The 26647-nt window shown below is 42.1% G+C and carries 26 protein-coding genes; 16 read left to right on the forward strand and 10 right to left on the reverse strand.

The window, feature by feature from the left end; translation table 11 throughout:
* From LGL98_RS25990 to LGL98_RS26000, 3 genes are all read right to left on the reverse strand, one after another.
* Complete coding sequence (locus LGL98_RS25990) at window positions 1–861, reverse strand: TraE/TraK family type IV conjugative transfer system protein (protein ID WP_004181802.1); 861 nt, start codon at window positions 859–861, stop codon at window positions 1–3.
* An 18-nt stretch (window positions 862–879) separates the two neighbouring features.
* Complete coding sequence (locus LGL98_RS25995) at window positions 880–1182, reverse strand: type IV conjugative transfer system protein TraL (RefSeq protein ID WP_024198097.1); 303 nt, start codon at window positions 1180–1182, stop codon at window positions 880–882.
* Between the two features lie 101 nt (window positions 1183–1283).
* The gene (locus LGL98_RS26000; protein WP_004026504.1) at window positions 1284–1652 is read right to left on the reverse strand and encodes a hypothetical protein; all 369 of its coding nucleotides are present in this window, start codon (window positions 1650–1652) and stop codon (window positions 1284–1286) included.
* 815 nt (window positions 1653–2467) lie between these two features.
* On the opposite strand from LGL98_RS26000, the gene LGL98_RS26005 reads away from it, so the two are divergent.
* The 7 genes from LGL98_RS26005 to LGL98_RS26030 all read left to right on the forward strand — a co-directional run bounded on the left by LGL98_RS26005 (window position 2468) and on the right by LGL98_RS26030 (window position 9206).
* Window positions 2468–2782 (forward strand): hypothetical protein, encoded by a 315-nt coding sequence (locus LGL98_RS26005; protein WP_060612089.1) that lies wholly within the window; start codon window positions 2468–2470, stop codon window positions 2780–2782.
* A 144-nt stretch (window positions 2783–2926) separates the two neighbouring features.
* Complete coding sequence (locus LGL98_RS26010; RefSeq protein ID WP_130166044.1) at window positions 2927–3595, forward strand: DnaJ-like cysteine-rich domain-containing protein; 669 nt, start codon at window positions 2927–2929, stop codon at window positions 3593–3595.
* A 55-nt stretch (window positions 3596–3650) separates the two neighbouring features.
* Window positions 3651–4415, forward strand: coding sequence for a hypothetical protein (locus LGL98_RS26015; RefSeq protein ID WP_032721044.1), 765 nt, complete (start codon window positions 3651–3653; stop codon window positions 4413–4415).
* Window positions 4416–4542: 127 nt separating this feature from the next.
* Entirely contained in the window at window positions 4543–5721 is a 1179-nt protein-coding gene (locus LGL98_RS26020; RefSeq protein WP_004026500.1) for a hypothetical protein, read from the forward strand.
* Window positions 5722–5762: 41 nt separating this feature from the next.
* Window positions 5763–5891, forward strand: coding sequence for a hypothetical protein (locus tag LGL98_RS26240; RefSeq protein WP_004026499.1), 129 nt, complete (start codon window positions 5763–5765; stop codon window positions 5889–5891).
* Between the two features lie 257 nt (window positions 5892–6148).
* Window positions 6149–6607, forward strand: coding sequence for a hypothetical protein (locus LGL98_RS26025; RefSeq protein ID WP_075886550.1), 459 nt, complete (start codon window positions 6149–6151; stop codon window positions 6605–6607).
* A 160-nt stretch (window positions 6608–6767) separates the two neighbouring features.
* Window positions 6768–9206, forward strand: a complete 2439-nt coding sequence (locus LGL98_RS26030; RefSeq protein WP_226651943.1) for an Ig-like domain-containing protein — start codon at window positions 6768–6770, stop codon at window positions 9204–9206.
* Here the strand turns inward: LGL98_RS26030 and LGL98_RS26035 are convergent.
* Together LGL98_RS26035 and LGL98_RS26040 are read right to left on the reverse strand one after the other, a co-directional pair.
* Window positions 9178–9333 (reverse strand): hypothetical protein, encoded by a 156-nt coding sequence (locus LGL98_RS26035; protein ID WP_159186161.1) that lies wholly within the window; start codon window positions 9331–9333, stop codon window positions 9178–9180. The two genes, LGL98_RS26030 and LGL98_RS26035, sit on opposite strands and share 29 nt — an antisense overlap.
* Before the next feature lie 364 nt (window positions 9334–9697).
* A complete protein-coding gene (locus tag LGL98_RS26040; protein WP_226651945.1) occupies window positions 9698–10132 on the reverse strand; it encodes a hypothetical protein in 435 nt (144 codons plus the stop codon).
* A 1740-nt stretch (window positions 10133–11872) separates the two neighbouring features.
* Here LGL98_RS26040 and LGL98_RS26045 point away from each other — a divergent pair.
* Both LGL98_RS26045 and LGL98_RS26050 read left to right on the forward strand, forming a co-directional pair.
* The gene (locus LGL98_RS26045; RefSeq protein ID WP_226651947.1) at window positions 11873–13120 is read left to right on the forward strand and encodes a ParA family protein; all 1248 of its coding nucleotides are present in this window, start codon (window positions 11873–11875) and stop codon (window positions 13118–13120) included.
* Window positions 13120–14130, forward strand: a complete 1011-nt coding sequence (locus LGL98_RS26050) for a ParB family protein (protein WP_226651949.1) — start codon at window positions 13120–13122, stop codon at window positions 14128–14130. Before LGL98_RS26045 ends, LGL98_RS26050 begins: the two co-directional genes overlap by 1 nt.
* Window positions 14131–14729: 599 nt before the next feature.
* Here LGL98_RS26050 and LGL98_RS26055 read toward each other — a convergent pair.
* The 3 genes from LGL98_RS26055 to LGL98_RS26065 all read right to left on the reverse strand — a co-directional run bounded on the left by LGL98_RS26055 (window position 14730) and on the right by LGL98_RS26065 (window position 20521).
* A complete protein-coding gene (locus LGL98_RS26055; protein WP_226651951.1) occupies window positions 14730–17135 on the reverse strand; it encodes an Ig-like domain-containing protein in 2406 nt (801 codons plus the stop codon).
* A gap of 137 nt (window positions 17136–17272) precedes the next feature.
* A complete protein-coding gene (locus LGL98_RS26060) occupies window positions 17273–19678 on the reverse strand; it encodes an Ig-like domain-containing protein (RefSeq protein ID WP_060612110.1) in 2406 nt (801 codons plus the stop codon).
* Window positions 19679–20101: 423 nt separating this feature from the next.
* On the reverse strand, window positions 20102–20521 hold the full coding sequence (locus LGL98_RS26065) for a hypothetical protein (RefSeq protein WP_222891905.1): 420 nt from the start codon (window positions 20519–20521) through the stop codon (window positions 20102–20104).
* 552 nt (window positions 20522–21073) lie between these two features.
* On the opposite strand from LGL98_RS26065, the gene LGL98_RS26070 reads away from it, so the two are divergent.
* The 3 genes from LGL98_RS26070 to LGL98_RS26080 all read left to right on the forward strand — a co-directional run bounded on the left by LGL98_RS26070 (window position 21074) and on the right by LGL98_RS26080 (window position 22761).
* Complete coding sequence (locus LGL98_RS26070; RefSeq protein ID WP_004181821.1) at window positions 21074–21427, forward strand: hypothetical protein; 354 nt, start codon at window positions 21074–21076, stop codon at window positions 21425–21427.
* Between the two features lie 191 nt (window positions 21428–21618).
* Window positions 21619–22125 carry a hypothetical protein gene (locus LGL98_RS26075; protein WP_065810709.1) on the forward strand — a complete coding sequence of 169 codons (507 nt, stop codon included), beginning with the start codon at window positions 21619–21621 and terminating at the stop codon, window positions 22123–22125.
* Window positions 22126–22182: 57 nt separating this feature from the next.
* Window positions 22183–22761 (forward strand): HNH endonuclease, encoded by a 579-nt coding sequence (locus LGL98_RS26080; protein WP_065810710.1) that lies wholly within the window; start codon window positions 22183–22185, stop codon window positions 22759–22761.
* Here LGL98_RS26080 and LGL98_RS26085 read toward each other — a convergent pair.
* The gene (locus LGL98_RS26085) at window positions 22752–23066 is read right to left on the reverse strand and encodes a hypothetical protein (protein ID WP_065810711.1); all 315 of its coding nucleotides are present in this window, start codon (window positions 23064–23066) and stop codon (window positions 22752–22754) included. The genes LGL98_RS26080 and LGL98_RS26085 overlap by 10 nt on opposite strands.
* A gap of 707 nt (window positions 23067–23773) precedes the next feature.
* Window positions 23774–24133, reverse strand: a complete 360-nt coding sequence (locus LGL98_RS26090; protein ID WP_004196726.1) for a hypothetical protein — start codon at window positions 24131–24133, stop codon at window positions 23774–23776.
* 230 nt (window positions 24134–24363) lie between these two features.
* Here LGL98_RS26090 and LGL98_RS26095 point away from each other — a divergent pair, with 230 nt between their 5' ends.
* The 4 genes from LGL98_RS26095 (at window position 24364) to dnaC (ending at window position 26528) form a co-directional block, all read left to right on the forward strand.
* Window positions 24364–24807 (forward strand): hypothetical protein, encoded by a 444-nt coding sequence (locus LGL98_RS26095; protein WP_004026468.1) that lies wholly within the window; start codon window positions 24364–24366, stop codon window positions 24805–24807.
* Window positions 24808–25060: 253 nt separating this feature from the next.
* Window positions 25061–25321, forward strand: coding sequence for a helix-turn-helix domain-containing protein (locus tag LGL98_RS26100; protein WP_060612145.1), 261 nt, complete (start codon window positions 25061–25063; stop codon window positions 25319–25321).
* A gap of 32 nt (window positions 25322–25353) precedes the next feature.
* Entirely contained in the window at window positions 25354–25788 is a 435-nt protein-coding gene (locus tag LGL98_RS26105) for a hypothetical protein (protein ID WP_004026465.1), read from the forward strand.
* Entirely contained in the window at window positions 25785–26528 is a 744-nt protein-coding gene (gene dnaC, locus LGL98_RS26110; RefSeq protein ID WP_004026464.1) for a replicative helicase loader DnaC, read from the forward strand. Before LGL98_RS26105 ends, dnaC begins: the two co-directional genes overlap by 4 nt.
* The last annotated feature ends 119 nt before the right edge of the window (window positions 26529–26647 follow it).

Here is a 26647-nt window from a genome sequence, read left to right on the forward strand (position 1 = left end):
TTATTGAGCTTCTGCTTCGTTCAGTTGCTTGTTCATATCGGTATTTTCAGTGAACTCTTTTTCCAATACCTTCCCGTTAACTGTAACTTTTTTGATATTAGGGGTCCCTGAATACTGGTTCAGATACAGTATTCGAGGTCGCCCACTTTTCACACTCAAAACCATCTCGTAAGTCCAACGCTCAGTTTGTTCCTTATCAGAGACGTTTAGGAATTTAGTTTTGCGAGTACCCCATACATAAAGAACATTATCACTGGGTAAAAAGTTGACGTCCTCTGCAACAAACGTTTGATCAACCTTTCTGGCAAGCATTAAATCCGAGGCTTTTTTGAGTTCTGCTTCTAACTCGCTCTGTTTAGATGCCGGAAACATCTTAAGAATATAACTGGTAACGAAAGTAACATTCTTAGGGTTAATGTTCCCCAATGTGGTTGCTATAAATAGCCCCCATTGCGTCTTATATGACTCACTTGCCTTACTTCCGGCAACGGAAACTTCCTCAGTCATATCCGGAGGGATGGCAATGACCTCAGTTGTGGAAAAAAAGACCACTTTAATTACCAAAAGGCCAGCAATCACCGTCAATAATCCATTGTTTAAGATTAATTTTTTGTCACGCTGAATTAACTGACTGTAGGTAAGTTCAGCACCCGTTTTCTTCCCTTTTTTGGGAGGCTCGAGTTCTTTTGACAAATTCAGGATGGACTTATGACGTTGAATTTTATCATTGCTGTAACTTTCAGTTTTTTCATGCTGGACGTCGTCAGCCTCATCATCCTTTGATTTATCAACTGTCTTCTTCTTCGGTACAAACCTGAAGAAGTTCATGACGTTCTCTAAAAGTGACTTTTTCTCGTTCATTACTTCTCCGGGGTTAATTTAGCTGTACAGCACTCTCATAAAGGGATCAGAGAAATATCGACTCTGGTAAACAGTTCTTCCAGGAAGAAAACCATTCCACCAAAGTTTATGTTTCAATCTCCCCCGTACAGAGCTTTCCTTAGCTTTGTTGTATGAGACCCAGTAAACAACTGCGGTTACTGTGGCTATCGTCATGCATTCAAAAATGTTCCCGAATGCCAAGAGTCCCATAACAACACCAATCTGCTTTGCATCAAAAAAGAGAATCAGCAAAGGTAAATTAATCCGGTATGGAAAGCGGTATGTGTAGTTATTTTCCATTCAGTTACCACCAGTAGTCATCATGCTCTCTATTGTACAGGTAATAAAAAGGGGACTTTCGTCCCCAAATTGTTGTTTTGCTCGTTTAGCAAAAAATTTTTTTAAAGCACAACACCCGCATCAAGGAATCCGGTGATGATTTTTTCGCCGTTAGCCAAAATCATCATCATCAGGAATGAAACGAGTGCCAAACCCGGGTTCGGACGGCCGATGGAGAAGTAGAATGCAGAGATCAGCATACATGCGGCCAGTGCCTTCCCGGGCGCGCCACTTAAAGCTTCTGAAAGTTGGGTCCAAATTTCACCCAAGGCTCCGTCATCCCCGCCCGCCAAAGCAATAGATGAGAACAACGCAGCGCACAACAGCGCAATAAATACCTGGAACATTTTATTGCTAAGCATATTACGCAGGCTTTCAGCCAGAGTGTAGTTAGCAGTAGTGCCGCTCATAGCCATTGATTTCTGGATCATTGTGAAACTCCTGAATGCGAAAATTGTATATGTATTCTGGTGACTAACCAGCAATTGGAGAATACCCTGGGTTAATTTTTGATTTTCAAACTAAGAAACAAATTTTTTAAACAAAAAAGAGAAAACGCTGAAGTTATAAAAGTTACTTTTCAATGAGTTTTTTTCTTATCGACATGTCATTATCAATTAGTTACAAATTGCGCCCTGTTTCATTCATTTCACTTTTCCAAAGAAAACATATTGATTTTAAAGTAGATTTTGACAACTTCTTTTCTCCCGATATCCTTTTTATCCTCCTGAACATTCTTGGTTTCTTCGAAAAAGTCACTTTTTTGTCCACGCAAACACTGTTTTTGCGATCATAAAAGTTACTTTTGGACCTGATAAATTCTGATGTCCTTTAAAAAAGTGACTATTGGTCACCATCTTAATGTTCACTTCTGCAGCAAGGAGAGCCAGGGAGTAGAGAAAAGTCACTTTTTGGCTGCGATACAGTTCAGGTGTTAATTTTCCCCTTCCAGCTTTACTACCATAATTAGTGGGTCATCAAAAGAGGCGCACAAATCCTCCAAAAATGGTCCTAAAATGTAGAGAAAATGGAGAAATTTTGAATAAATTGTAACCCACTTAACATATTGATTTATAATAATTTAATGTCATTTTTAGAATAATTATCTAAAAGACTACGGTTACACATAGCACGTTGGAACATAATCAGCTATAGAAGATAAAACTTACGCTTTTACCCTCTTCCCATGGGCCATTTCTAAATGTAAATTTAAGAGAATTCTTATGTTTGTCATGAAAGGAATATCATGAAAAGTCGGATGGTAGAGGTCGCTGGGTTAAATCTTAAAATTACCTTACATAACAATATGTTAGCCTTGAGTTATAATATTGATGGGCTCAGTATTTACAATACAAGTCGTATTATTCGCAACTCAAAACTAACCGAATCTGAGATTTTCTCAAGAATTGACGCTGATTTTGTTAGCAAAGTTTTTTCTGTAAATATCAAGCAGATAAACAACATCGTACATTCTAATGTCAGCGTAATACCTATACAGACTCAAGCTAAACAGGTTAACGTTGCAGCTGGAGTAATGGCGTCTTGTTTCAAGAATTACTGATTAATCGTATAGATACCATAGGGATAATCGGAAGTATTACCGCTCCCCTGCTTGTGATGTCAGCTGGTTCTGGTGACATAAAAATACCCCCTTACCTAGCGATCTTTTCCTGATAGGATTGGAATATTTGTGAGGGAGGTAAATATGTGGGTCACAAAAGATAATGAAATTATCTCAGATGCTGAACCGGATTCAGACGGTTTTATGGAAGTTCGCCGTCCATGCCCTGACTGTTTAGGTTCAGGTATAAACTGCCTCCAGTGTGCTGGTTCTGGCTCATTGCCGCCTGTTATGGAAAAAGTATATCCTGTGTACGAGTGGGCTTCTAAAAACTCTCTACAGATGCCATTTAAATCACCTGAACAAGCACTTATTAAAAGCTTTCTTAAAGTTATTTTAGAGGCTCCCAATCAGGGTAAAAGTAATTTTTACTCAGCACTCATCCAAAAATTGGATAAAAGTTACTTTCCTACAATGTTACAATTTCGATGTCTGAAACCTAATGGGTATAGAAAAAGTTCAGCAATCAGCCTTCAAGTTCGGCCCTTTACTGCCAAAATCGGTACCAAACTGTATCTGGCTCTCACCGTAATTAAAATTCAGGTGCTCACCAGAAAATACTCTTCTGAGAATTTTTCGTCTTTACTTTTGGAGACCTCTGACCACCGGCATTTTATTGCTTATGATACGCACCCATCAGGGTTCATTCTTGGCAATATAATTAATTGCAATATCCAAGTTGTTAAACGACTCTGGGTTAATAATATGAGTATATTGCTGGTGAAAATGATCTCATCTTCTCTGATTAAGTGACAGTGGTTACCAAACAGAAATTATAAGTCTTTTAAAGAGGCAATACTTACTCGTTATGAATAGTCATAAGAATTACAAAGAGTTAGGGTTATTGCAGGATTTTTTTAGAAAAAACCATAAAGCTACCTTTAATTGTGATCAAAATAAAGTTGAGATCACCTCTTGTGATATCACTCCACTTCTTGTTAAAGGTAAAAGTAACTTTCAACAGGCTAAGTTTTGTTTATCCGGACCGGTGATGCATTTGCGGTATCAACCTTTATGGTTTGCTATTTTGCTGGGGCTGAACGCGAGACAACCAATCCATCAAGAACTTCAGTTCAATATTTCACTTGTTGAACTTATAGAAAAATCGGGACGTGTTTGTCAGGCACTCGGAATCAGGCAAGTCAACTATACACTTGCTGAAGTTTCTTACTTTTTGTTGCTGCTCATAGAGTTCAGAATCGAGATACAAAAAAGTAATATCTGTCAAACCTGCTCGGTTTTTACAGAAATCAGTCACGATATAGATTTTCAGTCTATCAGCATGGCTAGTGTTACTATCAATCCTAGAGTTGTTGACAAACTTTGGGAACTGACTAATTCGGCGTCTGTTTTTTTGACAACTCTCTTTTTTGCCAAGCGCCCGGAACTATACAGCCTACTGCAAAAGTTACTTTCAAAAACTGAAGAGGTTTCCCTTAGTGACATTGCTCCTGCAACGTTTCAACACGTACAGTTGTTATGCCGTCATGGCCTCGTCACCTACACTAAAAAGCATAAAACACTTGATATTCATAGTGTTAGCGTTTTAATTGAAGGTCTCTACCCATTGTAAACAACCAGTAAAAGTAACTTTCACAAAAAATATTCCAAACTGGCTTTTTTGACCACATAGCGAGAAATTTTTACAAAATAATACTGTACAGTCTAATTTCAGGATTGAATCAGTCATAGGTAAGAAAATGAAACAAACAGCTGACTTTTTTATCTCTACAGAGCGGAACGGGAGGCTAGTCAAAAATTTGCGGGAATTTAGTGACGCAAATCCTGACATTTGCCACAAAGCGGTTAATGGCCAACCGTTTATGATCGACCCAAGGGCATTAGTGTTAGTTCCAAACTGGAACTGCCGTGAGATGGGCTTGGGTGAGGCATACTACAAATTACCTAAACCTGCCGAGCATATTCAGAATCTAAAAAAAGCATTTCTGAATGGGGCAGACATTGACCCTATAACTGTCGTTATTGTTGACGGTAAACCACTTGTTCGACAGGGGAACTGTCGTACAAGAGCTGCGCTTTTGGCTCAACAAGAATCAGGTCTGCCCATCCTAGTTAGATTGCGTGAGTTCCAGGGGGACGAGATAGAACAAGAATGGCATTCTCTGGATGGGGCGAAATCTCTCCCCCTTTGCCCCGTAGGTCGCGGCATTGCCTATAGCAGACTGGTAAATGATGCCGGGATGTCTGTTGAGCAGGTTGCACAACGGGAAAACATTTCTGAAATGGCAGTTCGCCAAATCATTTCTCTTGCAACCATCGATGACGAATTAAAGACGTTGATCAGTCAGGATGTGATTTCGTACACACTCTGTCTGGAATTAATTCGTGATCTTGGTGAAAAGGAAGCTCTTGATAAAATTCGGGCCGACCTAAACGCCAAGATAAAGGTTATTAATAATTCCACAGGGAGTGATACCCTTCCTCTGAATGTTGCCGAAATAATTAAGTCTCATGGTAGTCCTAAGGCTGTCAGGGTCACTAAATCTTCACTGGGAGTGCAACCAATTCCTCGTAAACTGGCACAAAATCTCGCAGCCAGTACTAAAGAGGTTTGCAACAGATTACGAGCCTCCCTGCCCTCTTCGTTTGATCTCAATCAGATTGGACCCAACGAAAAAATAAATATTGAAGTTGACAGACATCTAATTGAACTTATATTTAACTCTGATGACTCTATTCGTGGCCATGAAGCTAAGCTCGAGCGTAAAACAACAAAGGGAAAACTTTCTAGTTCTGACCCATCAGTAACATCAGAGGTAAACTCTAATGCGCTGCCAGCTAATGATCCTATGGAGGAGCCCGCTTCAGAAAGTCAGGAAAACGAATTTTCGCTATTGAATTTAGATTCCGCAGTTTGAATTTAAACAACGAGATAATTTAAATGATAGAGGATTGGGCTATGTCTGATAGTAAAATCAACGAGATGCAGGGAATCCCCCCTTTTCCAGAAAATGGAGAACCTGTTGCAGTATTGGTTCCCCCGGTAGCAATGAATAATTTTCCGGAGGCTAATCCAGAAGAGGATTAACTACTTCTTTGAACCTATTCGTCTTTAAAGTAAGGGGCTATTTTACAGCTCCTTATTTTATTGTAACTTAACCTAAAAATACCTTCCTTTCGTTATAGACACTGAATAAAATCCATTCCGATCTTATTAGTGAATGTTTTTGATGTATATAAATTAACTCCTTATTCGCCCTTTTTGTATTTTTAAAATAGGGTATGTACAAGCCTTTTTCATTTGATTTAATTGTGTCATACATAACGCGATGGTGGGGCCTATCCATGACACATTCGAATGAAAGTTGGTATTCAGTTGACGGTCAGTTAATTGATAATAAACTTGTTTTCAATATTAATGAATTCAACGGCACTGCTCGGTATGAAAAAAATTTTATCTGCTCATATTGTAAAGGGTCAGGTCGTCATCGTATCAGTTATGCAAATTCTTTAGGAAAATGTACCTCGTGTAAAGGTACGGGCAAACAAGGTACCTTAATAAAAGAGTGTTTCACGCTTCAAATGCTTTTTAAAAAGAATTATCTAGCTGCTAAAAAGATTGTTTCTTCACGACACTGGCGTGAGAGTCAAGGAAAAAATTTATCAGCCCTTGAGAGACAAATCATGTCTTCAAGCAACAAAAACCCCTTCCTTAAAAGCCTTACGCTTACGATTCAAAGTGGTCGTCATCTTTCAACTAAGCAGATTGCTGTTGCAGAAAGTATCCTTTCGCAACTCAGCTGAACCTCGGAGTGAAAATGTCACTATCAAAAGATGGTGACATTTCTTTCTTTTGCTCTCTTATGTCGGAAACCCAAAAATTTCACATGATACTATTCTCGTATAGACCTATGAGTGTCTTTGAAAAGTAACTTTCGTGGCTTCTCACATAAAAAGGTTTCCTATGCGCTTTTCACTATTCTTACATCATTCTGCTTTAGCTTTGAGTCTCTCAATAGCCACGAGCATGTTTTCCAACGCCCAGGCCCGGGTATACGAGTACACCTTTACAGATATCAATGGGGCGCAAAAAAGTGTCCCTGAAAGTGCGCCCTATCTTAATCCACATGGGAATTTTAACGCTCTCCTCATTGGTGGCTTGGATCAACAAATCCGCTTAACCGTAACTCGCGATGCTGATAACAGTGCTGTTTACAGCACAACAACAAGTATCATCTCTGTTGATGATAGGATTTCTTCCGCTAATGGAAATATCTTTTACGGAAAGACTGTCACTATTCCACCTATCAGTGATGGTCGTTACACCATAAAATCTGAGATTTTAGACTCAAAATCTACCGTTGTTTCAACAACATCTCATCCTTTTATAATAGATACGGTAGGCCCTACGTCTGATAACTTCTCTGTACCATGGATTCCTGGGTACAACATGGTTGTAACGGGACCTCGCTGGGAACTTGGCCAAGGTCAAGAGTCTGCTATAAATCTTGCAATTAAGAATATCAATGATCTATCTGGTTTTGATAAGGCTATTGTTCAAATAATAAAACCAGATGGATCAACACAATCCAGCTATACAATGACCTACGACGAAGGGTCAAGAGCTGCTACAGCCCCAATAACTAAAGGTGGAGGAACGATAGCCAAAGCTACCTGGATGCCAGTGTCGGATGCCGATGTAGAGTTTCGCTTTCGAGCATTCCTTTATGATAAAGCCGGAAATGTTACTCAAGTCCCCGACCAAAAATTTGTATTTGATTCTTCTGCAGGTGAATATGAGCTATTTGCAGTTGCAGACCCCAATTCTTCAACTAGTGTTGTTCCCGGCATTTCGTCTGGCTACATTAAATATACAGCAGGGATGACTGTTAATACTAACCCTGTCACTCTTGTGTACAAAATTCCCAAACATAATTATAGGGCTTATAACAAAGCTGGTTTATCCTTCGGTTCTTTGCTTACTGAGGATAATAGTTATGTATATATAAAACAATCCACCCCAGTAGGAACATCATTTACTATTCACAATGGATACCAGTACGGTGGTGGTAACGCTTCGTATAATGTTAAGTTAAGTTCAATCGCTCCGAAATCCCCATCAATAAAATCCTTCGCAGCAAACTTTTCTACAATTGGCGATTTTTCTGCTGGCACAATGAAATTCACAAACATGGATTTGCCAGGTGAATATCAAAGTATAACTGTGTTTGTAGATCCTAGAGATTATGTGCAGTCATTTTATAACATTACACAAGGCTACGAAGTTTGTACTATTGAGCCCGGAGAAAGTTCTTGCACAGGTCCTTTTTCATACGCAATAAACAAAGGGAATGGTTACTTAGCTCATTATTTTATAGTTCGCAATCAAGATAAGACACTTACATCAAATCAATTTGAGATTCGTAGCATTTGGAATACAGATTTAATACCTAAGATCACAGGGTATGATTACAAAGAAGAGAATAAGTCTGTCCTTGTTTATGTCACACAACCCGGCAATGGCAATTGGCGTGATGTCTTGATGCTTTCTAAGGTAGAGATACTGGATACAATTTCTAATACGGTTCTTCTGACGGGCACAAAAGTTGCGATGTCTGGAGAGGACTATACTTATGCATTTGATTTATCGGCTATACCTGAAGGGAAGTATGATTTAACATTCAGGGCCACTGATACTTTTAACAACAGTTCTCAGTTGCCGTTCAGATCTCTTGTTATTGATAACTCCCCTCCTTCAATTTCTTTTTCGTATGAAGGTAAACCACTGTTATCAGAAAGTACAGTCTATGGATTAGAAAACATCTCTGTAGATGTATCTGATGCTTTAAGTAAGTCCAAGATTTCTCAAATGGTTCTTCAAGGAGGCCCTGCATCAGATGATGTAGAATTAGGATTTACCCATAACACAGATGGTTCATACACACCACTTTATCCTCGTTTGTTTCCATCACTTGATGAAAAAACTGATAAATACACACTTGTAGTTAAAGCTATAGATGATGCAGGTAATGAGTCATCAAAATCTATCCGTTTTGCATATTATCCTAAGAATCTCATTGTTCTTGATAAACTTAATACCCTTGCGGTTAACAAACCGTTAAACCTTTCTTCAGGTGAACCTCTGGCTGTTCTTAAAGCAAGTCAGTTACGCCGTAATGATGGTTCCTTAGCAAAAGGCGTTCAGACAGCTTTAATTACTGTTAGGGGTGACTCAGCATTCCCAATTAGTGTTATTGGAAACATTGTTTCTCCAGGTGAAACGAAAGAAATTCAAATAGATTTAGGTTCTGTAGGAAATGACGTTGTTGTCCCTATATTCCCTGGAGTATCTGGCGTTGTCGGTGCCTCCGGTTTTATTGTTGAATTCCCTCAACTAAAATAATTATTAACCACTCCAAAAACCAGCTTCTGGCTGGTTTTTGTATTTTTTTAATAAAGATAGCTGATATGCCTAGCCCCCTCCCCTTTTCTTTTACATGACCTGAAAACCCATCTTCTTTTTTTTTCACATATCCTCCCCCTTCGATATTTACCAGTCATCCCCTGAGCTTCCGCAATTACCTGAAGTGATAATATGCTGAACACCTCCCCTCTTCCCGGTGATTTACTTGTGACTTAACTTACTCATGAAGACCTGTATGAATAAAATCATCCCGTTATTCGCAGCTACATCCCGGAAGCCTCTAAATTCTGATGCCCCACATATGCAGTACGATCCCTGTTCGCAGTCGTATATCTTAAGCCTCAGCGGATTCCTGATGCGCAGCAGCTGAAAACAACCCCCTTGTTCGCAGTCAGATACCTTAAGCCTCATCAGACTCCTGATGTGCAGCAGTTGAAAACAACCCCGTAGTTCGCAGTCGGATACCAGAGTCACAGCAGACTCATAATGTGCAGCTGGTGAAAACAACCCCGTTGTTCGCAGTCGGATACCTGAAGCCACGGCAGACTCATTATGTGCAGCTGGTGAAAACAACCCCGTTGTTCGCAGTCGGATACCAGAAGCCACAGCAGACTCATAATGTGCAGCCGGTGAAAACAACCCCGTTGTTCGCAGTCGGATACCTGAAACCACGGCAGACTCATGATGTGCAGCTGGTGAAAACAACCCCGTTGTTCGCAGTCGGATACCAGAAGCCACAGCAGACTCATGATGTGCAGCTGGTGAAAACAACCCCGTTGTTCGCAGTCGGATACCAGAAGCCACAGCAGACTCATAATGTGCAGCCGGTGAAAATAATCCCGTTGTTCGCAGTCAGATACCTCCAGCCTCATCAGCCCCTCGATGCGCAGCAAGTTAAACCCCATGTTCGCAGACGCATACCTGAAGCCACAGCAGACTCATGATGTGCAGCCGGTGAAACAACCCCGTTGTTCGCAGTCGAATACCTCCAGCCTCATCAGACTCCCGATGCGTAGCAAGTTAACCCCCCTCAGCTTATCCGCAGTCGGATACCCGAAGCCACCACAGACTCATGATGTGCAGCAGGTGAATACAACCCCGTTGTTCGCAGTCGGATACCAGAAGCCACAGCTGACTCATAATGTGCAGCCAGTGAAAACACCCCCGTTGTTCGCAGTCGGATACCTGAAGCCACAGCAGACTCATAATGAGCAGCCGGTGAAAACAACCCCGTTGTTCGCAGTCGGTTACCTGAAGCCACAGCAGACTTATAATGAGCAGCCGGTGAAAACACTCCCGTTGTTCGCAGTCAGATACCTCCAGCCTCATCAGCCCCCCGATGCGCAGCAAGTTAAACCCCATGTTCGCAGACGCATACATGAAGCCACAGCAGACTCATGATGTCCAGGAGGTGAAGACAACCCCGTTGTTCGCAGTCGGATACCAGAAGCCACAGCAGACTCATTATGTGCAGCTGGTGAATACAACCCCGTTGTTCGCAGTCGGATACCAGAAGCCACGGCAGACTCATGATGTACAGCAGGTGATAACAATTCCCTGTTCGCAGTCAGATACCTCCAGCCTCATCAGACCCTTGATGCGCAGCAAGTTAAACCCCCTCAGCTTGTCCTCAGTTAGTTACCTGAAGTCTCTTCAGGCTACCGATGTGTAGCCAGTTAAACCCCTTGTTCGCAGACGCATACCTGAAGCCACAGCAGACTCATAATGTGCAGCCGGTGAAAACAACCCCGTTGTTCGCAGGCAGATACCTGAAGCCGCAGCAGACTCATAATGTGCAGCCGGTGAAAACAACCCCGTTGTTCGCACTATGCTCATGTGATCCTCTCGTAACTCATGAAGCCCCATAGATGATTTCAACTCCTTTTTATAAAACGGCTATCTGAATCCTCAGACTTTTCCAGATATCTTGCAGATAAAACCATCCCGCTGTCTGTTCGCAATCGGCTATCTGAAGCCTTATCAGATTCCTGATGCTTGCAGGTGTAAAAAACCTTTTGTTCGTAATCGGATCCAAGGATTCTCTGGTCACCCATGAAGTCCACAGATGAAATGCAACTCCGCTGTTGGCAGTCTGGTCATGCGTGCCCATGGAGACTCATGAAGCCCCACAGATGCAATCAAACTACGTTTCACAAAGTCGGTATCAGAATCCACAGAAGAATCCTGATGCCTTGTAGATGAAAGCCCATTGTTCGTAGTCGGCAATTCTGGTCTGGAGCCCCAATAAGTTGAACAGCCATGTTTTCGACCTCGAAATTTGGGAAGGTATACATCGTTAAACCGGCCTCCAGTAGATAGGTGAAAGAGAAGGGCAGGGCAGGGCATGGTAAAGGGGTGGCGTAGTCATTTGCGCCCATGGGTTCTAGCTAAATTTTAAAAATTGAGTATGGATGGCTGGGAAAAAGTCTCAGAATTCACCAAATCTGTGAATTTTGCCTAGTTAAAATAGATTTCTTTTAATATCAATACCTTGAGGATTGTTTGTACATTTCTCGCCCAAAAAAGACTGTGCACGAAATCTCATTTTGAGCGCAAGATATGATAAAAGTGCATTGTAATGCACTTTTACCTTGTAATACGCTCAATCCTCATGAATAATGTGAAGACTAACCTAAGGAGAGATCATGAGCATATTAGATGATATTCGTACTATCGGCCTAAAGATGAAAAATGAACAAGCAAGCCTCAAGGAAATAATCTTGGAGTCGAGTCGGGTTGATGTTTCGGATGAACAAGTCGATGGCTTAGATCGTCTTATCTATAACCATTGTTTAAATAAAAAAACTCTTTCGGACTTCTTTGGTAAATCAAGAAACACTTTTAGTAGAATTCTTTCTGAACTACATGAGAAAAAAGTGATCGGTGAACCTATCTTCCAGAATAAGAGTCACCTGTATACACGTTGGGATGTTCAAAAAATAATGGAAGCGATGGGCACTATTCAATATCGTGAAATGTATTTGCCCCGAGTTATTGTGACGGAAAACCATAAAGGTGGGACAGGTAAAAGTACAACAACAGCAACACTTGCTACCGCGGCCGCTTTGGATCTTAATCTGAATGCAAAAATCTGCGTAATTGATCTTGACCCCCAAGGCTCGTTAGGCAATAACCTTATCCACTCAACTAGTGAAGATAGTGTTTACCTAACCATAACCGATGTTCTGCTTAGTGAAATTGAAGATAATGACTTTACACAATATATAAAACAGGGATATACGGAAGCACAAATTATTGGTGCTATGGCATTTTCAACCCATCTCCCTAACATGGATGTTATAACTGCATTCCCGACAGATGATAGATTTACTGATAAATATTGGAGCCTCGATAAGGAGGCAAGACTCAAACTTCTGACACGTTTTCGTGATGTGGTTATACCTGTATTAAAGGAAAAATATGACCTTATATTTATAGATACTCCGCCACAAGATTCTCCAATTATTTGGTCAACAAACGAAGCAGCTGATGCAATACTTGTTCCCATTACACCACGAGAATATGATTTTGCATCAACCACAAACTATATGATTACGATTTCAGACCGACTTGAGCAGCTTCCATCTAAGGGAACAAATATTAAATGGATAAATGTTCTTGCAGTAAACGTAGATGATAGAAGTCAACATGAGGTTCGTACTTTAAATAAACTAGTAAGAACTGTACGTGATCGGTTCATGACAACAAATATTAAACATTCAGAGGCTTTCGTTGCAGCGGCTGAAAAAGGTCGTACTGTACTCGATATTAAAAAATCAGAAGAACTTTGTTCTTCAAAACAATATGATATTGCTGAAATGTCGGTTCAGTCGGTGTATCAACAACTTATCAATGAAATTAAAAGCTTCTCAGTTAGGGAGGAGGGTAAATAATGAGTGATGTTGAACGCGGTACAAGCAAAGACAAATACTTAACCGGAAACAGCAAACGTACATTTGTCGATCAAAAAAGCGGACTTCCACCTTTACGTACTTCTCCTACACAGAAGCGACTATTTACTCTAGCAAATGGGCGTAAAGTTGAAGCTCGCTACGTTGTCGTCCCTGGCTCAGAAGTTGCTAATAAAACGCTCGTTCATGAACTAAACCCACGAAATCAAGAGGCAGTTGACGATCTCTCTACTAGAGAAATTCTTCCTTTAATTAAAGAGAATGGGGTTACAACTGAAGCTATTGCCGTCTACCGGGACGGCCAATTTTACCTAATTGAAGGAAGTAGGCGTCGTTACTGCTGCATAAAATGTTCGGTTGACTTACCTTTATGGGCCTTCGATGTAGAGGTTAGCCGTGAAGATGTCGATTGTATTGTTAATGCTGCACAAACGGCAAAACGATTCTCGTATCGTGAAGTTGGTATTAAATACCTTGAAATCATGAATAATAAGGGTTTTACAACCAATGAGGAACTTGCTTCTTATCTTAATATTGGTATTGAATCGATAAGAAAGAGAATTCAGGCTGCAAAAATCAGTAAAGAACTTATTAGAATATTCCCAGATAGTGAGGGGATACCTAATACTTATTATAGTAAATTGGCTAGAATTGAAAAAACCGCTAATGCTAATAACATTCCTCTGACAGAGCTAACATCTGAAGTAGGTGCGGATGACAATAAAATTACTAACATTAATGATATTGAGGAAGTTCAGAAGTCAATTTTAGATGGTTTACATTCAGTTCTTAGTATTCTTTGTAATGATGTAAATAAACCGCAAAAATGGACGGTGACTGATATTGCTGCTTTTGATAATAAGGATACTTACGCTAGGGTAAAAAGAAGCGCTGATGGCCAGAAAGTAAGCTTTGAATTTAAGCGTATTGGTCAATCAACAATAAATGAGATTGAACGCTTAATTAAGGTTAGTATTAGCAAAGCAAAATAATTATTTTATTTTTGGTCATGATTCTTTAACAGGGATCATGACTTTCTCATTTATACAACTCACATGTACAACTTTGACACTGGAAGTTCTAACAGCTTTCTGTTTCACTGTTGGCAGAGAAGAATCCCTTTCCTCAAGTCCGTCTCTTGGTGCTCCAGCAGCTTTCAGAAGCATCATAGACAAAAACAACCCCATTGTTCGCAGTCTGTTTCTTGTTGCTCTTGAAACCTTCAGGTGCACCGTCATGATTATACAACCAGCCTAACTAGTTAGGGCTGCGCCCAGCCTACTCACGAATAACCCTGACAATGTACCGTCCTAAAGAACTCTATAACCCTCATATTGGGGGAGGGGCAACACCAACTAACGGGTCTGATCATGTCGAAATTCGACTCTGATCATTTCTGGAAATTTCCAGCAAAGCTGGTATCTATTGCCCTGATGTGAAAATTAACTTATCTGGTAGTTAGGTAGAAAGTTACTGTTATTGTTACTTTCTATAGTTACTTTCTATAGTTAGACAATGAATCTATGCCTAACGGCCCTAATCAGTATGAACCTGATCAGGGCACATTTTTTGATTAATGCATGTTACTTGGTTACTTGATTTGCGGAAATTCGATAATGAAATTGCTTTCCCCTGTAGAACCGTTTTCTGCTGTGAAAATAGGAACAGTTGAGTTTTCACCGGTTCCAAGGTCTATCTGAATTTCTTTTGTCTCCCCGGGGTGAATAACGTTCCCAAGGATATTTATCGCATAATCTGCGTCCTTCCTGACCGTGATGTTTGCCGTTTGTATACCCTTAGCCAGTGAGCCATCGTTACGTCGTAGCTGTCCCGTCCGCATGACGGCCAACGGTGTGTTGTCACTGGTTTTTAGCGCCTTTACAACACCCAAAGTTTTCAGCTTCTCAAGGGTGACCAGGTTTTTTGGGTAATAGGCGAACTGAATGCTTTTTTGAGTAGTGTTTCCTTTCGCGTCGGTAGCATATGCGGTTAGTGTATATTTGTCCGTATTTGAATCCAGACTGGGGAAGAGACGAGGGTAATCAGGTGTATAACTACCGTCCGTATTCTGATTAAATCCCAAGATAACGCTATCCGACGCTGGTCCTCCTTTAAGTTCAAGTCTGACAAGGCTGGGTGCTGTTAACTCATCATTTAGCGTTATGCTGATGTTCTCAAGCCCGAAAACAGTAGCACCGGGGGATAGCGGCGCATTTTCATATTTAAAATTAACAACAGGAGGTGTCTTGTCGTTAATCAGATTTATGAATGGTGATGAAGTTTCATTGTTAAAGCTGTCCTTTGCCAGAAAGCCTAAATTGTATTTACCTTCGGCCAGTTTGCTGAGATCAAAACTATATGTGTAATCCTCGCCAGATAGAGCTGTTTGGATACCTGACAGTAGTTGGTCCCCGGTATCTGAATCAATCAGAGCAGCAGATTTGAGTTGCAACAAATCGCGGAATTTTCCGCGCCCTGGTTGCGTCACAAATAAGAGTACAGTTTTGTTTTCCTCTTGGTAACTGTATCCGGTTATTTTGGGTAAAAGATCAGTGTTCCAGTGATGTCTCTTTTCTACGGTGACTGATGAAAGGGTTTTATCCATATCAGTCAATTTGAAGGCATAAGTTGTAATACCATTACCTGATTTTGGAATAGACCATGATACCGCACCGGTACACTCAGTCTCACCAGCTGGTATCTGACATATCTCAGTGTTTCCACTCATCGCCCTCTGACCATAATTTCGTGGAGACGCAGTGATCCTTACAGAACTGAATTTCACGGGCAGATCTATGGTATCCCAAAGGTAGCTACTCGAATTCATTTCTCCTTTTTTATCTGAAGTTAACCATACTCCAGGTGCTGCCGGGCTGGCCGGAGCCTCACTTCCTAAATTGATATTATAGGATAGTGAGCCTCCACCCCATTGATATCCGTTATGGATGACGTAAGCTACCTTATAGGCCGTTTTCGCGGATACATAACTGTATCCATTCGCTTCGGAAATAATCGTGCCAAATTTCAAACCAGCTTTACTGTATTCCCTTCGATTATTCGATGGAACCCTGTACACGAGTGTTAAAGGGTTTTGGTTAACGGTCATTCCCGGCTTATATGCTATGTAACCTTCACTAAATCCCGGAACTACGCTTGTTTTAGAAGTCGGTTCATAAACAGCAAATAAAGTATATTCACCAAGATCTGAGTCAAATATGAACTTCTGATCCGGCAAAACTTTACGGTTTCCCGCTTTATCATAGAGCGTCACACGGAAACGATATTCCACATCAGCGTTTGATACAGGCATCCATGATGACCGACTCATATTCCCTTTTGTCCACGGTATTGAAAGGGATGCTGATCCACTGTCATAAACCATATCTGTAGTTGAAAAAACAGTATCATCAGGTTTTATCACCTGAATAGTCGCTTTATCAAAACCGGTGGCAGATTTGACGTTTTTCACATTCAGGTACAGCTTTGCTTCAGCCCCGAGGCCCAGTTCCCAACGCTCACCTGTTAAGACCATATCATATCCGGGGTTTTGGTCCACGCTCAGGTTATCTGACGAAGGCCCTACAGTATCAATAATAAAATTGTGAGACGTGCTGTCGATAACAGTGTTTTGAGTATTCAGGATATCTGACGTTATTACATAACTTCCATCACTCAGTGGTGGCAATGTCAGCGTTTTACCATAAAATTCTTCACCAGTTGATGCCTTTATACGGTCATTGACCGTCACGCTCTCAGTAGTAAAGCTATATACTCCAACATTGTCTTTCTTTACTGTTACCTGAATTTTTCTGTCGAGTCCCGATATTATTCTTACCTGAATTTTTTCATTGGTATTTAGGATACCTGCTTCCGAACTGACTGATTTATCCGTTCCATAGACATCCTTGAATACATATTCATACACACGAGCATATGAGGGGAGTGAAAAAGCGGAGAGGGCGATTAGTATTAAAGTAGTCTGTAAATTAATTTTCATATCAAATTATTAATCCAAAAAATTCGTGAAGTTTATGCCTTGGAGAAAGTTACTTTTTCTGATTGCATGCTTTTAACAACACCATATTGTACGAAACGCCACCAGCCCCACATAGCAGAGGCGGTGGCCGTCGAGAGTTAGTTAAGTTGTGGGAACTCGATGATGAAGTTGCTTTGACCCGTAGACCCGTTGATAGCCGGAAAAATCGGAACCGTGGAGTTTTCGCCAGTTCCGAGGTCAAGCTGTATTTCTTTAGTTTCCCCGGGATGGATCACCGTTCCCAGAATGTTGATGGCATACTCAGCGTCGCTTCTGACCGTGATATTTGCCGTCTGCATACCCTGGGCAAGAGAGCCATCGTTCCGTCTCAACTGGCCGGTACGCATGACTGCCAGAGGTGTGTTGTCACTGGTTTTGAGTGCTTTAACCACGCCCAGTGTTTTCAGTTTCTCCAGGGTAACGAGATTTTTAGGGAAGTAGGCGAACTGAATGCTTTTTTGGGACGTATTACCTTTAGCATCTGTGGCATATGCAGTGAGAGTGTATTTATCCGTCGACGTATCCAGAGTAGGAAACAGCCGTGGGTAATCAGGTGTGTAGCTACCATCAACATTCTGGTTGAAACCAAGGACTACGCTATCAGATGCAGGCCCCCCTCGTAGTTCCAGGCGGAGAAGAGTAGGTTTAGTCAGCTCATCGTTTAGTTTAATGGATATATTCTCCAGACCATAGACCGTGTTGCCGGAGGTGAGCGGGGCATTGTCGTAGTTAAAGCTGATCTCAGGGGGAGTCATATCATGCACTAACGTGATGAATGGAGAAGATGTTTCATTTTCGAAGGTATCTTTTGCCAGAAAGTTTAAGTCGTATCTTCCTTCAGCCAACTTACTTAAGTCAAACGCATAAGTATAATCTTCACCAGAAAGCGCTATTTTGGCTCCATTCAGCACCTGCATACCTGAATTAGCATCAATCAGTTCAGCGGACTTAAGCTGAAGTTGATCTCTGAAGGTACCATTACCGGGTTGGGTAACAAATAAAAGTACTTTTTTCTTATCTTCCTGATAGTCATATCCCTTTATCCTCGGTAGAAGGTTTGTGTTCCAGTAGTTCCTCCTTTCCTGATTAATTGATGAAAGTGTCTTGTCCTCATTATACATTTTAAAAGAATATGTCACGCCTCCATTGCCACTTTTAGCAATTGACCACGGTACCGGCCCGCTGCACTCAGTCTCACCTGGTTGGATTTGACAGATTTCCAGGTTACCTGTAAATGCTCTCTGGATATAATTTCTCGCAGAAGCACGGATCCTCGCTGAAATAAATTTCACCGGTAGATCACTTGTTTTCCATAAATAGTTAAAAGAATTAATTTCACCTTTTGTGTCCGTCGTGAGCCAAACGCTACTAGGCATTTCCGGTCCGACAGGCGTGTCGGGACCCAGTTTAAGGTTATAGTTTGCAGTAGCGCCGCCCCATTGGTACCCGTTATGTATATCGTACCTGTTGTTATATGCTGTTGTTGCCGCCACATAGGCGTAACCGTTAGCTTCTGAAATGATAGAGCCAAAACTTAAACCAGCTTTGTTGTATTTTCTTACATTGTTGATGGGGATACGATAGATTAAGGTAATCGGGTTTTGATTAACTGTCATACCCGCTTTATAAGCTATATAACCCGAAGTGAACCCTGGAACAACGCTTGTTTGCGCTTCGGGGTCCCGTATAGCAATAAGAGTGTATTCACCCAGTTGGTCATCAAATACAAATTTCTGTTCCGGTAATACTTTTCGGGAGCCTGCTTTGTCAAAGAGTGTAACCCGGAAACGATACTCTACATCAGCATTTGATGAAGGCATCCAGGAGGCCTTTTTCCGGTTCCCTAAAGTCCATGCAGCAGACAGGGAGGAAGACCCGCTATCATAGTCCATAGCAGTAATGGAATAGACGCTATTATCGGGATTAATAACCTGTAATGTAGCTTTATCGAAACCAGCGACTGCTTTAACGTTGTTAACGTTCACATATAGTTTTTGGTCGGCTCCAAGGCCCAGTTCCCACCTTTCTCCCTGGGTGACCATTTCATACCCCGGTTTCTGTAAAATGCTCAAATCGTCCGCTGTTGGGCCCACACTATCTATGGTGAAATCCTGTGTGGTGGAGTCGACCAGAGCACCCTGTGTGTTAAGTATTTCAGAGATAACCTGATACAGTCCATCACTCAGGGGAGGAAGCGTGATGATTTTCCCGTAGAACTCTTCACCTGTTGATGCCTTAATTCGATCACTTACCTTAATGCTATCGGTTGTCGTGCTGTAAACCTCCGTTCCTGACTTCCGGACAGATACGTGTACTTTGCGATCTAGGCCGGAAATCAGGCTCAACTGAATTTTTTCGTTAGTGTTAAGAATGCCGGTTTCCGCACTGACTGATTTCTCCGCGCCGTAGATATCTTTGATAGTGTACTCATAAACACGGGAATGCCCGGGCAATGAAAGAGTGCCGAGTATTAGCGTTGTCAGAAGCTTGAATTTTAATTTCATATCATTTCCAATCTAAAGCATGGTTAAAAGGTTGCATTGTGAGTCGCTCTTAACCACTGACGGAGCGATACATGCCAAAAAGTTACTTTCTATCTATATTGTAAAAACAATGGATGTTAATGATTTTGCACCAAGCACAATGGCTTATTTCACATTCTGGAAAAAAGCCTGCCTGTTCTTCCTGACTGGCGCGTGTAGTGAGCGATGCAATACCCAGCTTTATTCATTACACTCTCTCAGCTTCAGATTTATCCATACTCAGTCAAGCCGATAGTGGTTTGTGAACAGTCAATCATTTTCACCAAAACAATAGGTTGGAATACGAATCAACATAACCAACACCACCCACATGCAAAAGTAACTTTTCGGACGACATTCATTCCCGCATCCAGTAAAAGTGACTTTTTACATCGCAAATCCAGGTTAAAAGGTCAGAGTATGATTCACCATGGCTACTGCCATTGGTCTTGAACCGCTGGTATCATCTACCTCTACGGCTATATCTATCCAATGGTCGGGGTCGGAAACCCAGTCAATCAGCTCTTTAATGGACAGGCTGTATCTGACCTTAATTTTCTTAATGCTGTCATTGCCAAACCAGTTAATTCGGTTCACATGCTGTTTGATGTAGTACACATCCCATGAGCCATGGCCCAAAAAGTCCTTACCCCACTGCCGCTTATGCTCTCGCCAGTCACAGGGCAGAACGTCTGCACGAAAAAGACTGTCTGTTATCTGATAGATATCTGAAAACCCGACCTCGCTATCGGGGATCATTTCCAGGTACAGGTATCCGGCAACCGGATGCTTCGTGCTAATGACCACGTGTTTCGAGCTCATCATTGTTCCGTTTACCGTATGAACAGTCCTAACGCCAATAATCCAGTTATATCAAAATTTGTTTCAGAAATTCCTGAATAACAGGACAAAAAAAATCCAGAGAGGAAAGAAATGCGGGACAAAAAGGGTCTTTCAGGATCGCTTATTTTGATATCGTCTATTAACTATTCCATCCCGAGATGTTCAAATGACGCCAGTATGCAGCGCGGGAAATGTGAAAACAGAATGTGCAGCAAGAAGAAAACGACATAGAAGGAGAGGGAGGCTCATTCACATCACTGATGACAGCTATATTAACAGCAGAATGCTTGATCAGATATCCGACGACGTGATGTATCAGGAAGCATTCAGAAAAGGAACTTAACGACGAACGTAAAAAAACACACTCCCACGGCCTTAAAGTACCTTTAAGTCGGGAAAAACCAAAATTTTCTATGTTAGATTATTATCTGTTTTAGTAGGCCAGAACTAAACCAGTGCCCTGTCTGGTAAAAGGGAGTGGCGGTAGCTTCTCAAAATTCAGTTTAACTTCCAGATTATTCAAGCGGGATGTATATGCATGCAACTCATCTGACGAAAAAATTTAATGTTTTGGCGGTCGTCTATTTCACAATCATTGCTTGTGGTCAGATTGTTCTGTTCCCTCATTCTCAGCCCATTTTCCTGTTCCTCGTGACTATGGCTATGGCGGTTCGCTTATTTACCCTGCGGCCTCAATATAAAAATTTACGATTTCTGGTTTTGTCCATCATCTCACACCACCTTGTTTTTACCATTCTTTCACTCATCCAACTCTATATCGATGCCAGGTATAGCAGGGCAAGTTTCATTGAGTATCAGATGGTTTATGCGCCTTTGCTCATCGGGATGGGATATGTGTATTTCAACGTCTGGAGAGCGCGTACCTAACATCCTTCCGACTTCTTTGGATAAAAGAGCTTGCATGAATTGTTCTACCCACAAAGCCATACCGCTGACCTTTTCTTGTGAAGTGGCAACAGGTACAGGTGTCCCCGTTAAGGGGTCAGACTGTTGTACGTTACCGGGTTAATAACGAGTATCGGGAATTGACCAGCGATACCCATTAGACAGGATTAAACATGTTGATTAATAATAAAATTACAAAACAAATAAAAGCAAAAAAAAGGAAGGCCATTAAAATATTTTGGACGTGCAATGCCATCGAAAGGAAATATCCTCAACCTATTTTTATAGCCCTTCTTTGGTTACCTTGGCTTCCTTTAATAGCATATATAAAGCTATTCCCGCAATTTTCTCCTTTAATTGCATTGGCGATATACGGACTTGGGATTATAACAATACTTTCTGTATGGTTCTATTTGGGTCTTCCTAAAAGCTGGATTGATTCACTGGACCGTCAAATTTTGAAGTACCGGTCAGATATGTCATTTATTGATGAGCTCAAAGATGTACACACTGATGATTTTATTGAACATGGCAAGGAAATACTAACGATTAGCGACATTCAATATTGGGCTAATGACCAAGAATGGCAACTGGAGAAACTACATAGAAAATATAGTCGCGTCAAAATCAAAAAAGAGGTGGTTGTTAACCTTAAAAGTTTTGAAATTAAAAAGGACTGATGTCCATTCATTAATTTTCAATTATCAAATTGCAGAAAGTTACTTTCTGGGGGATCTATGTCAGAAAAGATAATCAAAAGGGGGGGCGAGCTCATAGAGTTGCCCTCTCACAACAACAATGCCATAAAAACCGAGATGCAGACCAGGACAGAAAAACCCAAAACGAAAATCACCAAAGCGCAAAGAGCAGAACTCAGATTAAAATTTGCGTGCAGGTGTGCCTACTGCGGCTGTGAGCTGAAGGAAAAGGGCTGGCATGCCGATCATGTAGAGCCAGTTCGTAGAGATTTCGATATAGTTCGCGCGCCCCAGGGGAGTAGGGTGAGTCACGTTGCACGAAGCAATGGACGAGTATTTCATCCTGATCGCCATGATTTAGATAATCTTTTCCCTGCGTGTTCAGCATGCAATCTTTTCAAAGCGACATATTCGATCGAAGGATTCAGGGAACAGATTGCCCACCAGCCTGAGCGTGCTCAGGCATACTCAGTCAATTTCCGCACAGCCCAACGATTTGGGCTGGTAACGGTTATTGAGAAACCTGTGGTTTTCTGGTTTGAGGCGTACGATGCCTCAAAAGAACTTGAACCCCAGCTTTCTTATTTTTTGGCACACCGGGAGGCTTATCAGGATTGAGGTTTGCTGTCTTTTCTTGGACTGATGTCGGCTTCTTTAATCCGTTCCTCAGCTTGCATTCCGGTATAGATACATATAGCACTATTGTAATTATTAAAAGCAATCTGACTTTTGAAATCACAAAAATATGCAGGGTTCTTTGTCGCTATAGTATCGCCTTTCTGGCACTTCCCCTTCAGGCCTTCTATCAGTGTGTCATTATCGGTGCCCATACATGCTTTGCCAGTTGGGGTTATACCTTCTTCCTTACAGCCAGAAAGAAAGACTGTGGCACAGATCAACACTGTAAGCATTTTTTTTTGCATTGTTCCCATTCCCTGTTATACATGGTTTTTCAATTATAGACATTACCTGGTCTGATGCATCTACCAGTAATTGTATCGCGTCTATCTGGCTTAATGCCTCAACATGGTAAAAACGGATAAACGCATACCATCTCAGCTCCCCCTTGACCCAAAACTTCCGGCCAATTTTGATGACACCCCTAATAGTGAACGAAGCAAAGAACAGCTAGATGAATGGTGGGATCATCCTTATGGGATCAGCTCATTTACTGACAGATGTCTTAACGGTGGAGCGAGGGACCGCTCATCGGTGCTTGGAAAGGTAAGAACTTACGAAGAGGCTTGTGTCCTGGCTCACGACGCCCAGGCAAAATGGGTCAATACCCGTCTGAAACCTATCTTCATGTACTCTAACGAACCGCCCTTCAGGCTAGTGGTTCAGTCCCAGCGACCAGATTACGAAGAAAGCATCATTGGGGAGTTCAATACTATTGATGAAATTAATTTGTTCTTGTTAAAGCAGCACCCCACCCGAACTACTTGAATTACCTTCGACCATCGACACAAAACTCATTGATCTTGAGGCCCTGGCCTGGTATGGGAAAGAGCTTGATCTCGCTGCCTCCAGACTAAAGGCTGAGCTTATGGCCATTTCTGTTTTGCGTGAGGAGGTCAGTATGGCCGTTCGCAGGAAAAAAGGAGACGCCAGTTAGCGGCGGACTGTGGGATTACCGGCGTTTATCAATAGTGTCAACTATCAAGCTTATGTAAGCAGACCTCGAATCTTCACTGTCGGACTGTCTTGCATAGGCTTTTTTTATTGCTCCATCGGAGAGTGGATGCTTCATATTGAGGAATAACATTACCACCAACACATCAATACAGCGGGCGGATGCAAAATACTCATAGATATAATCGTACGTCGTTTTTTTAAAATCGCCCCCCACTGAGCCGAGGTCAATCAGCGCTGCGATTATCTCTCCTGCCTCGCCATTCCTAACAGTTGGCTTCAACTGGCTTAGTTTTCGTTTCAGAGCCTCCTCGCGATCTCGTTGTTGCTGTAGATAATCAGAAAGGCTATTAAACATTCAAACTGGTCCTGTGCATTCTAATCTCACCTATCATACGGACATTCTTAAAATCTTGGAACCATGGAAAGATACGGTCGGATCTAGACCGGTAGTGGGGGAGTATCGACTTTTACCTTTCGAAAAAACAGTCGTTTTATAAAAGGGGTTGCAGCGTACCTAAAATAAGGTACAATTTGTTTGAAAGGGAAGGCTACGGAGCCGCCCATTAACTGCCTAAGGAGGCGTTCATGTCAACTATCCCTCAATTAGCTAAGCTGGGTTTTTCCTCAGATGTTGTTCCTGTGATCAATACCCCAGCGCCCAATATGACTCGCGGATTTGAGCGCTTTCATATCAGCTATAACAGTTCATCTGCCGGGTATGGCTGCGATACAACCGCTCTGGTTCTGGATGGCCGTGTGTTTTTCGTACTGAACGGGGACCATGCCTGTGATATGACCAAAGCTGCCGCAGCACGCGGTATCGATGGCTGCATTGACGTCTTCATAGACCGTATCGAGTCGGCTAGTCGACACAGCGAGCATAAAATGGCTATTGGTCTGACAAACGATGAGTTCGGATTGATGCCGACCGCGCTCGCTGTCATCGGAGAAGAGAACATCCTCCGTCTTCTATCTGCTGTGACAGGAAACGTTCAGGACTTTTCAGCGTACGGTATTAATCAGGATTAACCATTCTCAGCCCCTACTGACCCATAACTTTTGAGGCTTGTATGAAACTTGAAGATTTAACAGGTGACGACCGTACTCTGGTTGTAGTCGCTCTCCAGGCTCCTTTCCGGGAGCGAAGTAACTCATATCATGCAGCCTGCACCGCCTGCCAGCTTGCAGGCGAGAAACCACCAGCTGAGAATCTTTTTGGCGTGGAGGAAAGTATTTCGGCAATTCGCCGGATGGGAGCTCTCCCGCAGAGATGAAGCCAGATATGAAATCAACCAATGAGAACGAAAACAGACGCGGATTGCTCATCAGTGCAGGTCAGTTGCTGTTTGGTGAGCGCTGGCAAACAGAACTCGCCAGAGCCCTTGGACTGTCGGACGGCAGACGCATCCGTCAGTGGCTTTCTGGTGACAGACCAATACCTGTCGGTATATGGGATGACCTGCGTGAACTACTGGAGGACAGAAGCTCCAAAATGGAGCTGGTAGTTAAACAGATTCAAGCCAGTAAGAAAGATAAAATGTAGGTACCTGCAGCTGACCATTAACAGGAGGCATAATGACGCAACAATTTTCTCCTCCGTATGAGGTGGTGGAAATGTCCCGGCGTATTTTTGAAAATTTAATCTCCAGTACTCTTAAGACATCTGATACCACAGGAACCTGCATGTATGGTTCGATTCTGGTTTCCATGCTACTAGAGAAATTTTCTGGGGTCAGGACGCGTATCGCCGGTGGTGATGGTGTTGGTGATGGCGGAATTGTCACCCCTGAAGGCATGAAAGGGCATTACTGGGTTGTCGCTAACGTTCATGGCATGCACTTTATTGTAGATATAACTGCCGATCAGTTCGGTATGGACAGTATCATATACAAAGGTCTTAAGGATGCCCCGGAGTACGTGGAAGGGCACCAGGCTGTAGTAGATGAGCATGTTGCTGATAGTTTTCAGAAGCTTTTTCAAAGCTACTCTTCAGAGGATACCCGGCTATGAGCCCTGTCAAAAATGGCGACATCATGAAACGCCTCAGAAAAATGATGCCCAAGACCGTTGAGCCTGCATTCAATTCACCTGAGGAGTTGTTGCAATGGCAGCGGGAACAGGGACAGCTTCGCTCGGAGGCCCTTGAGCGCGAGAATAGAGCTATGAAAATGCAAAGGACTTTTAACCGGTCAGGGATACGTCCTCTGCATCAGAATTGTTCATTTGATAACTACTTAGTTGAATGTGAGGGGCAAATGAAAGCACTCATGCTCGCCCGCCAATATGTAGAAGAATTTGAGGGGAACATCGCCAGTTTTATTTTCTCTGGAAAACCAGGCACTGGCAAAAACCATTTGGCAGCAGCAATCTGTAATGACCTCTTGTTGCGGGGAAAGTCAGTTTTAATCATAACGGTTGCAGACATCATGTCGTCCATGAAAGATACCTTCGGCAACAGGAATACCAGTGAAGAACAACTACTGAACGATCTCAGTAAAGTTGACCTTCTGGTCATTGATGAAATTGGAGTGCAAACAGAATCACGCTATGAAAAAGTTATCATCAACCAGATTGTTGATCGCAGGTCATCATCAAAACGCCCTACGGGGATGCTCACTAACAGCAATATGGAAGAGATGAACAAACTTGTAGGTGAGCGCGTGATGGACCGCATGCGTCTCGGAAACAGCCTATGGGTAGTGTTTAACTGGGAAAGCTACCGACATCGTGTTTCTGGAAAAGAATACTGAATCGACTGGAAAAACAATGAGAGTACTGCCTGGCAGAGCACGTTATACTGGTTAAAATCACAGATATTATTTGCGCTGGGTTAAATGAGTGATAGAATATCACGCATATAACCTGTGGA

The organism is Klebsiella africana, assembly GCF_020526085.1.
Taxonomy (GTDB): Bacteria; Pseudomonadota; Gammaproteobacteria; order Enterobacterales; family Enterobacteriaceae; genus Klebsiella; species Klebsiella africana.